Genomic DNA, 13988 nt, shown 5'->3' with positions numbered 1-13988 from the left:
TGCCTCGAGCTGCAAAAAATCCTGAAGAGTAGGATCCTGCACCATGATACCTGCTCCTGTCAAAATCACAAGCCGGTTTGCATCCGGCAGCCGCCTATCCTTTCCGTCCCGCTGAACGCTCGGCCCTCGATCATGGACTGCTCGAAACGGAGCTGTCCCGCCTGACGCCCCCGCACAAAGAAAGCGTTGACAGCCTCTGCTCGCCTCGGGTATCTCGTCGGTATGCACGCTATGCCTCAAACCCTTTCAAGGGCCCTGCGGCCGTTCGCGCCGCTCAAACCGATCTTTTACGAAAACCGGTGGGCGATCGCCATGGGGCTGACGAGCCTGCTGATCGTCGACGCGCTGCAACTCCTCATCCCGCTCGTGATCCGGAGCGCCGTCGACGATCTGACCCACCGGACCGCCACCGGGATCATCCTCCTGCGGCAGGCGGCCCTGATCTTGGGCCTCGCCCTGGCCATCGGGCTGTTCCGGTACGTCTGGCGCCTCCTCATCATGGGGCACTCGCGGAGGGTCGAACGGGAACTCCGGATGCGCCTCTACGCCAAGATGCAGCAGCTGAGCCCCGCCTTCTATCACCGCACAAGGACAGGGGATCTCATGGCGCGGGCCATCAACGATCTCAATGCCGTGCGCATGGCTACAGGGATGGGCCTGGTGGCCTTCACCGACGGCTTCGTGCTGGGCCTGGCCGCAGTGGGCTTCATGCTGGCCATCGATGTCAAGCTGGCCGTCATCTCCTTGATACCGGCCCCGCTGATCGTGGTCCTGACCCGCATCCTCACCCGGCGCATGTCGGCCGGCTTCGATGCCGTCCAGCACTCTTTTTCGGAGGTGACGGAGAGAGTGCGGGAAAGCTTTGCGGGCATCCGGGTCCTCAAGGCCTATCACCGTGAACGATGGGCGCACGAGCGGGTGCAGCGGGAGGGCGAGGAGTATATCGGCGTAAACCTGCGCCTCGCGAAAACCCTGGGCCTCTTCTTTCCGCTGATGGCCATTTTCACCAACGCCGGCCTCGCCGTCGTGATCGGGCTTGGCGGCCGGCTGGCCATCCTCGGCGACATCACCACGGGCGACTTCGTCGCCTTCACGAGCTACCTGAACCTCCTCACCTGGCCGATGATGGCCATGGGCTGGGTGACGAACCTCATCCAGCGCGGTTCGGCCTCGATGCGGCGCATTAACGGCGTCCTGGACGAACAGCCGGAGATCGAAGAGCCGAAGGCACCGGCCGCCGTCGAAGCCTTCCGCGGCGAAATCCGCATGGAGAATCTGACCTTCACTTACCCATCCCAGGACCGGCCGGCCCTCCGGGAGATCCGCCTCCGGATCGAACCCGGGGAAACCGTGGCCCTCGTCGGCCGCGTGGGATCGGGGAAAAGCACCCTGCTTCAGATCATCCCCCGCCTGATGCCCCCGCCGCCGGGGACGGTCTTCCTGGATGGATACGCCGTCGAGGCCCTGCCGATCGCGACGCTCAGGCGGCAGATCGCCTTCGTGACCCAGGAGCCCTTCGTGTTCTCCGACACCATCCGCAACAACGTCCTCTTCGGCCGCCGGGGGCTCACGGAGGAGCAGGTCCTGGACGCCCTCGCCGCCGCCGGCATCCTCGAGGAGGTCGACCAGTTCGACAGAGGCATCGACACCATCCTCGGCGAACGCGGCATCACGCTTTCCGGCGGACAGCGCCAGCGGCTCACCATCGCCCGGGCCCTCATCCTCGACGCCCCGATCCTCATCCTCGACGACGCCCTCGCCATGGTGGACACCCGCACCGAGGAGGCCATCCTGAACAGCCTCTTCAGCATGCGGCGTGGCAGAACCAACCTGATCGTGTCGCACCGTGTCTCCACCATCCGGCGGGCCGACCGCATCCTCGTACTCGACGAGGGGCGGCTGGTGGAGGAGGGCGATCACACGTCCCTTTTGCGCCGCCGCGGGCTCTATGCCGCCCTTTACGAGAAGGAGCTTCTCTCCCGATCCCTCGAAACGGAGGCCGACGCATGACCGCTTTCGGGGAATACGGCTACATGGAGGAGGGGCACCTCGGCAAGCCCTACGATCTCAAGCTTCTGAGGCGCCTGGCCCGCTACACCCTGCCGTACAGGAAGACCGCCGCCCTGGCCCTCTGCCTGACGCTGTTCATCACCTTGATCGACCTCACAGTCCCCTATCTGACCAAGATCGCCATCGACCGCTACATCCTGGCCGCGTGGTACACCCTGGACGTCGAAAGCCTTGCGCCGGCTGAACGTAAGGCCCTGGAAGACCGGTTCGCCGGGGTGCTGGAAGAAAGCCGCGACGGGGCCCTGTGGGTGCTGAGCCACGAAGCCGCAAAGGGAATGGATCCGGCTCTGCGCCACGCGCTCGAGTCGCGCGGTGCGATGAAGACCAGCCGTTTTTACCGGGTCGACGCGGCCGTCTGGAAAGAGATCGCATCCCAGGCACCGGCCAGGGACGGCGTGCCGCTCACCGACGGCGCCGCTATCCTCCCTTATTCATCCCTGGAGCGACTCCCGCCTGAAACGGTCGAGCGGATCCGTTCGAGAGACCTCACGGGAGTCCTTCGGATCGCCGCCTTTTTCTTCATCCTGCTGCTCCTCTCGTTCGGATTGAGCTACCTCGAATACGTCCTCCTGGAATACGTGGGCCAGCATGTCATGCAGGACATCCGCGTCGAGCTCTTCGAGACCATGACGGCCCAGGCCGTGCGCTTTTTCGACCGGCACCCGCTCGGACGCCTCGTCACCCGCATGACCAACGATGTCGACAATCTGAACGAAATGTTCAAATCCGTGGTCATCACGGTCTTCAAGGACCTCTTTCTGCTGACGGGGATCCTCATCATCCTGCTGAGCCTCAACTGGCGCCTGGCCCTGGTGGCCTTCATCTTTCTCCCGTTCATCTTCGGGATCACCCTGCTCTTCAGCCGCCTGGCCCGCGAGGCCTTCCGCGACCTGCGCGCGACCGTGGCAAAGATCAACGCCTTTCTGCAGGAGCGCATCAGCGGCATGCGCGTCATCCAGCTCTTCGTACAGGAAGGGCGGCAGATGGAGACCTTCCGGGAGATCAACCAGGCCAATTACCTGGCCGGCATGCGGCAGATCAAGGTCTTCGCCCTGTTCATGCCCCTCATGGAGCTCTTTTCCTCGCTGGCGGTGGCCATCCTCATCTGGTATGGAGGCGGAAAGGTCGTCCAGGACGAGTTGACCCTGGGGGCCCTGGTGGCCTTCATCGGCTACATGCAGATGTTCTTCAAGCCGATCCGGGACATCTCCGAAAAATACAACATCATGCAGTCGGCGATGGCCTCGACGGAGCGGATCTTCGAGTTCATGGACCAGGATGAAACCATCCCCGAACACCCCGCGCCTTATGCCCCGGAGACCCTGCGCGGCGAGGTGGCCTTCCGGGACGTCTCCTTCGCCTACGAAGAGGGTCAGCCGGTCCTCAGACACATCTCCTTCGAGGTCGACCCGGGTGAGACCCTGGCGATCGTCGGGGCCACGGGGTCCGGCAAAACGACGATCATCAATCTCCTCGAACGCTTCTACGATCCTGATCAAGGGGCTGTATTTCTGGACGGAAGAGATCTGCGGGAATGGTCCCCATCCGCCCTGCACCGGCGCATGAGCCTCTGCATGCAGGACGTCTTCATCTTTGCCGGCACCCTGGCCGAGAATATCACCTTGGGGCGTGAGGATCTGGGGCGGGAGGCCGTCCGCGAGGCCGCTTCGAAGGCCAACGCCCTTTCGTTCATCGAGCGGCTGCCGGGCGGGCTGAACCAGACGATCGGCGAAGGCGGCGCAACGCTCTCGGCCGGTGAGCGCCAGCTTCTTTCGTTTGCGAGGGCCTTGGCCGCCGACCCGCCCGTCCTGATCCTCGACGAGGCCACCTCGAGCGTCGACCCGGAGACCGAAAGACTGATCCAGGAGGCCATCACGCGCATGGCCTCGCGCCGGACCACCCTGATCGTGGCCCACCGGCTTTCGACCATCCGGCATGCGAACCGCATCCTCGTGATGCACCATGGCAGGATCTGCGAACAGGGCGACCACGATGCCCTCATGGCCCGCAAGGGGATCTATTACAAGCTGAGCCGCCTCCGTTCCGGTGCCTGATACGGCTCGGGCGGGTGGATATCTTGCGCCCTTCGGTCATACAGGCATCGTGCTCAGATCATCCGCTCGAGCTCTTTCCGCTTTTCTTCCAGGCGTTTGGGGGAAACGGGGTAGGGGGTCTTCAGCTCCTGGGCGAAGAGCGACACCTTGAACTCCTCCACCATCCAGCGAAAGGCTTCGAGCGCCTCCCTCTTCTCCCGGGAGGTGCGCGGGGAAAGGGCACCGGTCATCGTCTGGAGGGCCTCGACGAAGGGATCGACATCGGCCTGCTTCCGCCGGTCCTTGGCGGGGTCGTAGGCTCCGCGTTCAACCCTCAACTGGATCGCCTTCAGGTAGCGGGGCATGTTGGAAAGCTGATCGGGGGCGTACCGCCGAATGAAATCCGGCGGCAGGAGGGCATCGAGTTCGCGGCGAAGGCCGGCGCAAAGGGCCAGGACCTCTTCGTTCGTCGCATTGGCCCGCTCGAGGTCATAGAGCGCTCCGCGGGTCTCTTCGAAAGACTTCAAGACCTTTTCGGCCTGCTCGCGCAGCACGGCCGCCTCCTCGAATATGCCTTCCCGGAGGACCGCCGCATGCCGGTCGAATGCCTCCCGGCTCCGAAGGTCCAACGCGAGGGAGCCTTCGAGGACGGCCTCGTAGATCTGCTCTTCCACCCTGCGTGCTCCGCCGAAATAGACGGCGCCGGGCGAGGCCTCTTTCGCAAGCGACACGGAGCGCTTGAGATACTTCAGATCCTTTGCGAGACGGAGCTCGAGCAGGCGCTTGATCCCCTCCCGGTGCACCGCGGCGGCCTGATCGCGGTCCGGAAACAGGCGCAGGTTCACGCGGCCGCCGTCGTCGGCCGCCAGGGCCGGGTACGCGTCGAGGCAGTCGTCGAGAGGGATGCGCTCCGGGAGTTCGCCCACGGTCCAGTCTCTGACGTCTTCCTCTTCCCACTGCGCCTGCGCGTCCTTCCACTGAGGCAGGGTGTTCACCGCGTGCGCCGCCGTCCCCCCGGGGTATTCGAGGAGGTGGATATCGCGGCCCGCCTCCAGTTCCTTCCCCTGCTCGTCCACGACCGCCACCCGCATCTTGAGGTATTCGGGCAGCTCCACCGCCGCCCATTCGGCCGCGGGGATCTCCACTCCGAACCGCTCGTAGACGAACCGGGCCAGGGAGCTGATAAGCGGGCGACTCCCCTGTTCCATCTCCGCCACAATGATATCCACTGTGGCGGAAGCCGGGACCAACTGCTTTCGGTAACGCTTGGGAAGGCCTTTGATCAAGGCCGCGATCTTCTCACGGTAAAGGCCCGGCACCCCCCATTCGAGCCGTTCGGCCGGCACCTCCGAAAGGGCCCCCGCCGGTATGCGGATCGTCACGCCGTCCTCCTCCGCACCGGGGGAAAACCGGTAGGAACAGCTAAAAATCTTGTTCCCGAGCACCATCCGGTCCGGGTACCGCTCCAGCTCCGCCCGATCCGGAAGCTCCTGCACCAGGTCTTCCTCCCGCATGCGCAGAAAGGCGTCCCCGGCCCTTTCGCGGATCACCCTTTTGAGGGTTCTGACATCGCACATGCCGGCGAGCCTGGACGAGTAGAATTCAGCCACGGCCTCCTCGTTCACCATCAGGCCGCGGCGGCGGATCTTCTCCTCCATGGCGCCGATGGCCTCCATCAAGGCCCGATTGTGCTTCAAAAACCCCAGGGGCTCCCTGATGCTCCCTTCGACCAGGCCCGACTGGACAAAGATCCGGTGGGCCTCCTCCGGGCGGATGGGCCCGTAGGATACCGGCCGCCTCGCCACGATCGGGAGGCCGTAAAGGGTGACCTGCTCATAGGCCCTCACCTCACCGCGCGATTTCTCCCAATGAGGCTCCGCATAGCTCCGCCGGCACAGGTCCCCGCCAAGGGCCTCGAGCCAGCCCGGATCGATGCGGGCCACAGTGCGGGCGAACAGCCGCGAGGTCTTGACGATCTCAGCCGCGACGATCCAGGGTCGGCCTTTGTTGAAAAGGCTCGATCCCGGATGGACCATGACCTCGCGACCCCGCGCCGCCTGGTAGAGGTTCTTTTCTTTTCTGAGCGCGATGTTGGAAAGGAAGCCGCTCAGGACCGCCCGATGAAGCCGGTCGTAGAGCGGGTCAAGACCGGCTGCGGCCGGTTCAGCCGGTCCTTTCAGCCGCCGCTCGTTCAGGATCGAGACGATCTGCTCATGGATGTACATCCACTCCCGCATGCGGGGAAAGGACAGGAACTGCGTCCTGCAGAAGCGGCGCATCTGGTTCTGGGTCTTGAGCCCGGCCCAGTGGCCGTGGTAGCGGTTCCAGATGTTCAGGAGGGTCACGAAATCCGAGTCCGGATCCTTGAACGGGGCGTGCATCTGATCGGCCTGGGCGGCCTTGTCCAGGGGCCGCTCGCGGGGGTCCTGGACGCTCAGCGCCGCGGCGATCACCGCCGTTTCATCGACGCAGCCCTCATGGACCGCCTCCAGCATCATCCGCGCGATCTTCGGGTCCAGGGGCATGCGCGCCATGAGGCGGCCCTTTTCCGTCAGGAGGACCTTCCGGCCCCTGCGCCGGATCGCCCCCAGCTCCTCCAGGAGATCGAAGCCGTCCTTGACGCTCCGCGGGTTGGGCCGGTCCACGAAGGGAAAGGCCGCGATGTCCCCGAGCCCCAGCGCGATCATCCGGAGGATCACCTCCGCCAGGTTCGAGCGCAGCACCTCCGGGGGCGTGAAAGGAGCCCGCGATGCGTAGTCCTCCTCCGAATACAGACGGATGCACACACCGTTCTGCACGCGGCCGCATCGCCCCTTGCGCTGGTCGGCGCTGCTTATCGAGATGGGGCTGATCGGCAGGCTGGTCGTCCGCGTCCGCGGGACATAGCGGGAGATCCGCGCCAGGCCCGTGTCGATGACATACCGGATGCCCGGGATCGTCAGGGAGGTCTCGGCGACATTCGTCGCCACCACGATCTTGGGCCCGCTGACCGCATAGACCCGGCCCTGCTCGGAGGCCGGCAGACGGGCGAAGAGGCGAAGAACCGTCACGCCGGGGAAATGCCTCCCTTCCAGCCGTTCGCACGTCTCGAGGATATCCTGCTCGGTCGGCATGAAGATCAGGACGTCCCCCGGCAGGCGGGCCTTTCGCAGGCTGTCGACGGCCTCCACGGCCAGGTCCACGTAGGTGAGATCCCCCTCGCTTTCCCTCTCGGGGTCGAGCGGCCTATAGACGACCTCGACCGGGTACATCCGGCCGCTCACCTCGATCACCGGCGCATCGCCGAAGAAGGCGGAGAACTTGGCGGTGTCGAGCGTGGCCGAGGTGACGATCACCTTCAGCTCCGGCCGCACCTCGAGCAGGTTTCGCAGGATCCCGAGGAGAAAATCGATGTTGAGGCTGCGCTCGTGGGCCTCGTCGATGATCAGGGTGTCGTATTCAAACAGATGGCGATCCCCCTGCGTCTCGGCCAGGAGCATTCCGTCGGTCACGACCTTGATGTAGGCCCGCGGGTCCGTGCGGTCCTTGAAGCGCACCTTGTAACCCACCGATCGGCCCAGTTCCTCCCCGAGTTCCTCGGCGACCCGCCTGGCGATCGTGGCGGCGGCGATGCGCCGCGGCTGGGTGCAGCCGACCCGCCCCGCAATGCCGCGGCCCGCCGCGAGGCACATCTTCGGGAGTTGGGTGCTCTTGCCGGAGCCGGTCTCCCCCGCGACGATCACCACCCGATGCCCCTGAATGGCCCGAATCAGGTCGTCCTTCCTTGAGGTGATGGGAAGATTCTCCGGAAAATCGAGCCGGGGAAGCTCTCTCCGCCGCCGCTCGCATTCGAACACCGAGGCGGAAAGCCTTTTTTCCAGCCGCCCGAACTGCCTATCGACCTCTTCCTCCGGAACATGGCCTTTCTTCAGCGAGGCCAGCAGCGACTTGAGCCCTTTCGCCAGTGCCGCCTGGTCTAGCAGCATGGCGCCGGCCATGTCCTGCCGGATGCGGCGCATCCGTTCATCCCTGGATTTTTGTATGTTTGTCCGGTTCATTTCCTATGCCAGCCATGCTTCCTTATCATCGATGGTTTTCATCCGGGAATGGTCTTTTTAGCCAATCTCGGCGTCAATCTGCACGTTTACTTGTGCGGCGACCTGCAGGTCGCCTCCGCGCAAGCAAGCGCACAGATTCACTCAGAGATTGGGCAAAAGGTCCATTTTGGGACGGAAACGAATTTAATGTTTCGAAAAACATTGAGATCATGGTATCTTAACCTGCCAAACCCCCTTTTCTCCCTTGATGCAGCGCTTTGACGGAGGTCCTTTTGAACTTTCAGACCATCCACATGAAGATCGAAGACCGGGTCGGGATCCTGACACTCAATCGCCCTGAAGAACGAAATGCCATGACCGTGCAGATGTCCCACGATTTCCAGGCAGCCGTAACAGCCGTCGCCTCGAACCCGGCGATCAAGGTGCTGGTTCTGACAGGGGCCGGCAGCGCCTTCTGTGCGGGAGCCGATCTCGCCATGCTCTCCGAGTGGACACGGAAAGACGCTGCTGTAGTGCAGGATACGTTGAGCGCCTTTTACAGCCGATTTCTGTCCCTGACCGAACTGGCCATTCCAACCATCGCGGCCGTCAACGGCCCGGCGATCGGCGCCGGCGCCTGCCTGGCGATGGCCTGCGATCTTCGCGTCGCAGCGGCGGAGGCGATCATCGGTTTCACCTTCATCAAACTGGGGCTCAATCCCGGCATGGGGGCCGAGTACTGGCTTTCCCGCACCGCCGGACCCGGCAGAGCCCTGCAGCTTCTCATGACAGGAGAGATTCTTTCGGCGGAAAAGGCGCTTACCCTGGGCCTATTGAATCAGGTGACCGCCGGAACATCCCTGAACGATGCCGTCATGGATCTGGCTGCCACAATCGCCGCCCAACCCGCGGCGCCGATTCGGACGATCAAGGAGATCGTCCACGCAGCGCCGCACATCGAACTCCGTGATGTCCTTCGGATGGAATCCGATCGGCAGAGCCGCTTTTTTCAGGGGCCCAACGTCGTCGAAGGGATCGAGGCCCTGCGTGAAAACCGGCCCCCCCGGTTTGTGGACGAGGTATTCGACACTGTGGATTCCTCGAAAAAAACAATGGATTGAACGACCACAGCAGGCAGAAGATTGCAGGACAGCCTGAAGCGGCCTCTGGCGTTACCCATGCCATCCGGAAAAGGCGGATCCCCGAATGAGGCCGCTTCGGCAAAAAGAGCGACGATCATCCCTTTCCGCGCCCTGACGCGCCGTTGACCTCATGGCCAGACTGCTTTTCGACAAACGGGACGACTACCTGCTGAACATCGTCAACGATGTCCTCACCCGCGACAAATCGCGCAAAGGGGTGCGGAATCTGGTCCTGCCCTACCTCCACCCCCACGGCATCAAGGAGATGGCGGAATCGAAGGGCCTGCGGATCGCCTTCGCCGTCATCCACCTGCTCGAATCCCTCGAGGCCGGCGGCGTGGATGACCGTCTGAGCGCACTGCGCTCCCTGAGGGAAGAGATCCTGGGCGCCGCGGGGGGCTCCCTGCCGATCAACACGGCGAGGGTCCTGCTGACGATCATGAAGGAACTGGTCCGCGCCCACGGGAACGAGCGGCGTCAACTTGAACTCGCCCACGATTTCAGAACCGCTGCCACAGGAAACCCCCGCATCATCCGCAGCCAGCTCCGCCGTTACCATCTCTTGGAGATGCCCGAAGGATGGAACCAGGCGACCTTCGACGACCACGTTCATGACGTTAACACGAAAGGCCGCAAGACCTCCAGTCACCTCATCATGGACGCCTGGATCAAAGGAATTCGGCGTCTCAGAGTCATCTACTACAATTATGTCGAAGCCAAATTCGCGGTGGAGTTGCTCGAAGCGGCCTCGATCATGGGGATCACCGTCCGGATCGGGATCGAGTTCTACACGCGGATCCATAACCGTTATGCGCAGCTGATCTGGGTGCCTCGGGGGTTTCCCGATACCCAGTCCTTTCTTTGCTTCCTGGCGGACGACCAGGTGGCGGCCTTCATGTCGGAGGGCAAAGCCGTCTCGCGCTACCAGCAGCGATACGTCTGGGAGGTGCTCAAGGTATTCAACGAGCGTCACCGCCACGCCCTGCGGAAGGCCTACGGCTGTGATCTTCAGCCGATCGACCCGGATGAATTCGCCGCCTTTGTGGGCGCCGGGCAGCCCTCCATCGTTCACCTGGGGGAATTCATCCACAAAAAGATGCTCGACACCTTGAAGGACTGCGTCGCCTCGATGCGGGAGCGCTACCCATCATCCGACCCTACGCGGCGCCTCGAAATGGAGGGTCTGGTCGACGAAATGAACCGCCTGGATTCAGAGGCCCTGATCGAAAAATACCTGCAGCCGTCCAAGAACCCGGAAATCCCCGATCCAGCCATCCCCATGGACAGCTCTGATCTCCCCCCCCTCCTCAAACTGCCTGCCCATGAATTGATCAACCGCCTCGCCAGGCTCCATTCCGCCTACCGCGTGACCCTCAATCTCAGCAACCTCAGGGTGGAGGATGTTTTGGAGCTGCTGTACGACTGCGAAGGGGCAATCACCCGTCTGGAGATCTTCAACCTGAAGGATTACTCCGAGGGCAAAACCGCCCACATCCCTCAGATTCATGAGCTTCAGCAGGCCGTCAACGATGGCAACGTGATGCACCTGAAGGGCATGATCCGCGCGATGATCGGTCGTTTGAAGGCCGGAAGCGGCAATCGGGAACGAATCGAAAAACTGACCATGATCCTTCACGACATCTCGGCGCTCAAAGACGCCTATCGAGGAACGCCGCTCAAAGCCCGGATCGGAAGCGACTCCACGGGGCGCGCCCCCCGCGTCCATGGCATGGGGCTGGCCATAGAACAAACGCTGCCCCTGCGGGCGCGAAGAGAAATCACCCGTCCATCGGCCGCAACCCGGATGATGATTCCGATCCGGGTCGAGGTTTTCAGGCGCAGCACCTTCATCCCGCGCGGGAACCTCTCGACAAGAGAACGGATCATGTTCAGGCTGATGCGCACCTTGCCGGGCTTGAGCCTCCTATTCGAAAAACGCCTGAACGACTGGGTCATTCAGGAGCAGTCCATCCACATGGAATCCCCCGGCAATATCGTAACGCTCGGCGGCATCCAGAAGGCCGGGGACAACGGCCTCACGTTGAACCCGCCGGAGAAGATGCAGGGCCGGCCGAGGCTCTCCTGGCGCTACCTCAATACGGGCGTCAAGAACGCCCTGAAGGTGCTGATCGGTTTCATCCCCGCGTTTCTCACGTTCTACCTGACCAAGGAATGGTGGCTGCTCGCTTATTTCGGCGCCGTGATCTGGTTCGGCATCACGGGCCTGCGCAATGTGCTCCAGTCGGTTCTCGGAGGCGGCGGCATCCGCCGCTCGCCCCTCCTCCGGTGGAACGATTATCTCAGCTGGGAGCGGATCACCGACTCTTTGCTCTACACGGGTTTCTCGGTTCCGCTCCTCGATTATATCGTGAAGACTCTTGTTCTGGACCGGGCATTCGGCATCAACACCACCACGAACCCTATCGCCCTCTATGCCTGCATCGCATTGGCCAACGGGCTTTATCTCACCAGCCACAACCTCTTTCGCGGCCTGCCCAAGAGCGCCGTCTTCGGCAACTTTTTCCGGACCCTGCTCTCCATCCCCATCGCCGTCGCAGTGAATGCCACAGCAGGCAGGCTGCTTACCCTCTTCGGTTACACAGCGGTCGACCTCATCCTCCAGAAATGGGCCGCGATCATTTCCAAACTGGCCTCGGACCTGGTAGCCGGCGTGATCGAGGGCACCGTCGACCGCTACCAGAACATTCAGATGCGCTGGCGCGACTATCGGACCAAGATCACGCAGATGTTCGATGTTTATGCGCAACTCGAACTGCTGCTGCCGGAAAAGGACGCGCTCGACCTGCTGCGCGCCTCTGAAGAATCGGGTGAACAGCTCAAAGGCGAGGTTGCCGACCTTCACAGGATCATCGTCATCAATTCCCTGGATTTGCTCTACTTCTGGATGTACCAACCGAGAGCTCGAACCGCGTTCAAGGCGATCCTCGAAAATATGCCTCCGGAGGAACGCGCGATCCTGCTCAATACCCAGTTCGTTCTCCAGAATCAGCGGCAGATCAGTCTGCTCTTCGTCGACGGCCTGGTCGGGAAGAATTTCTCACGGGCGCTCGCGTTCTACCTGGATCGTTCCACCGAGTACCTCGCAGCGCTCAAGCGATCTCTTTGAATTCCAGAGCGGAAACTACCTCTCGAGGAACCGCGCGTAAGCCGCCATAGAGGCCAACGTCTGCACAGCGCTTTCCGGGCTTTGGTAGAAGACGCCGCTGTACTTCCCGCCGGGGACGCTGCGAACGACCCCTTTGTCGCTCCTCGCGAGGGACACCCCCAGAACTGGCTTTTCGTAGCGCTCCATCAGTTCGACGATCCGCTGGACATATTTGACCTCATAGGCCTCGGCCATCGCCTCGAGTTCATCGAGCACAGCGGGCTGCGCCTGTGGATCCACCTCGCGCGTCGACTGAAGCAGTAGCCTGACCATCTCGACGCGCCCAACGATGCCGAGGCTGATCACGGAATCGACGCCATCCCATTTCAGCAGGGACTCGACCGCAACAAGCGGCACCTCCAGGTCGCGCGTCCCAACCAGATCGACCGGATTGCCGCGGCTCCAGAAATCAGGCAGGAGACGTCCGATTTCGGCTACCATCCCGTCCGGCAACGAGGGAACCTGCAAGCCCCTTTCATTGCAGGCATCTGCGGTGACTACACCCCATCCGCCCCCGAGGGTCACGATCCCTACGCGATTCCCTTTCGGCAAGGGGAGAGAAGAAAACCCCGCGGACAGCTCGAGCAGTTCCAGAGGCTCATTGACAAGCGCCACCCCGGCCTGCCGGCAAGCGGCACGGAAAATGGCGTCCCGGCCGCCCATCGACCCGGTGTGGGAGGCCGCGGCCCGCATACCGGCCTCGGTTCGCCCGCCTTTCAACACAACGATGGGTTTGCTCCGATTGACCCGGACCGCCGTTTCGAGAAAGGCCCTCCCGTCTGCAATGTTCTCGAGATAGAGAGTGATCAGACGGGAACGGGGATCCTCCTCCAGATAGCGCAGGTAATCCACACAAGAGATCATCGCCTCGTTCCCCGAACCCGCGAACAGCGATATCCCGATATTCTGGTTCTCCGCCCAATGGATCAGCTGATTGCCGAGATTCCCGGACTGTGAGACAAAGGCCACCTCTCCTGTACGGGGGCGGGAATGCGTCCCTGTGGCAAAAAGGCTGGAATGAGGGCTCAGGATGCCCATGGTGTTGGGGCCGATCAAACGGATCCGCTTCGCGCGGCAAAGCGCCACGATCTCTCTTTCCAGCTGCTTACCTGCCTGGTCCGTCTCCCCGAACCCGGAAGTGATCAACACAACGCCCTTGACGCCCTTTTCCCCGCACGCGGCCAGCACACCCGGTACCGTCGCAGCCGGCGTGGTGACGATCGCCAGATCGATCTCCTCGGCAATATCCTGCATCCGCGGGTAGACCTTCAAACCATACAAGGAGGTCTCCTTCGGATTCACGGGAAAGATCCGTCCAGGAAATTTCCCGGCTACGATATTGCTGAAAATCATCTGACCCCACTTGCCGAAGGATGCAGAAGCGCCTACCACCGCGACCGAACGGGGGTGAAAGACACGCGCCAGATCCGAACCGATATCAACCATGATTCACAACCTTATGCCATTTCATGAGACCGCAGGCCATCTTGCGGCTGGAACTCCACGCACCAGCAAGCCACTCCTGCGGAGGACCGCAACCTCAGGACGATCGGGCCGTCAC

General features: G+C 62.6%; 6 protein-coding genes. 4 read left to right on the top strand and 2 right to left on the bottom strand.

Going from position 1 to position 13988, the window contains the following annotated elements:
* The first annotated feature begins 186 nt into the window (after window positions 1–186).
* On the top strand, window positions 187–2010 hold the full coding sequence (locus tag H567_RS0101695) for an ABC transporter ATP-binding protein (RefSeq protein WP_051184385.1): 1824 nt from the start codon (window positions 187–189) through the stop codon (window positions 2008–2010).
* Window positions 2007–4124, top strand: a complete 2118-nt coding sequence (locus tag H567_RS0101690) for an ABC transporter ATP-binding protein (RefSeq protein ID WP_028320065.1) — start codon at window positions 2007–2009, stop codon at window positions 4122–4124. Before H567_RS0101695 ends, H567_RS0101690 begins: the two co-directional genes overlap by 4 nt.
* Before the next feature lie 53 nt (window positions 4125–4177).
* On the opposite strand, the gene hrpA is transcribed toward H567_RS0101690, so the two are convergent.
* Entirely contained in the window at window positions 4178–8101 is a 3924-nt protein-coding gene (gene hrpA / locus H567_RS0101685; protein WP_028320064.1) for an ATP-dependent RNA helicase HrpA, read from the bottom strand.
* 311 nt (window positions 8102–8412) lie between these two features.
* On the opposite strand from hrpA, the gene H567_RS22500 reads away from it, so the two are divergent.
* The gene (locus tag H567_RS22500) at window positions 8413–9240 is read left to right on the top strand and encodes an enoyl-CoA hydratase/isomerase family protein (protein ID WP_051184384.1); all 828 of its coding nucleotides are present in this window, start codon (window positions 8413–8415) and stop codon (window positions 9238–9240) included.
* Window positions 9241–9391: 151 nt separating this feature from the next.
* Window positions 9392–12388 (top strand): hypothetical protein, encoded by a 2997-nt coding sequence (locus H567_RS0101675; RefSeq protein ID WP_028320063.1) that lies wholly within the window; start codon window positions 9392–9394, stop codon window positions 12386–12388.
* A gap of 15 nt (window positions 12389–12403) precedes the next feature.
* Here H567_RS0101675 and H567_RS22495 read toward each other — a convergent pair whose 3' ends face one another.
* Window positions 12404–13873 (bottom strand): acetate--CoA ligase family protein, encoded by a 1470-nt coding sequence (locus H567_RS22495; protein WP_051184383.1) that lies wholly within the window; start codon window positions 13871–13873, stop codon window positions 12404–12406.
* Window positions 13874–13988: the final 115 nt, after the last annotated feature.

Origin of the sequence: Desulfatiglans anilini DSM 4660 (assembly GCF_000422285.1) — a bacterium.
Lineage (GTDB): Bacteria > Desulfobacterota > DSM-4660 > Desulfatiglandales > Desulfatiglandaceae > Desulfatiglans > Desulfatiglans anilini.
The sequence above is the reverse complement of the archived record's forward strand: the minus strand, read 5'-3'. Positions and strand labels throughout refer to the sequence as shown.

What these genes read in the sequence shown, in the direction of transcription:
- H567_RS0101690 (WP_028320065.1), top strand. Translation starts at nt 2,007, where the DNA reads ATGACCGCTTTCGGGGAATACGGCTACATGGAGGAGGGGCACCTCGGC.
- hrpA (WP_028320064.1), bottom strand. Translation starts at nt 8,101, where the DNA reads ATGCGCCGCATCCGGCAGGACATGGCCGGCGCCATGCTGCTAGACCAG.
- H567_RS0101675 (WP_028320063.1), top strand. Translation starts at nt 9,392, where the DNA reads ATGGCCAGACTGCTTTTCGACAAACGGGACGACTACCTGCTGAACATC.
- H567_RS22495 (WP_051184383.1), bottom strand. Translation starts at nt 13,873, where the DNA reads ATGGTTGATATCGGTTCGGATCTGGCGCGTGTCTTTCACCCCCGTTCG.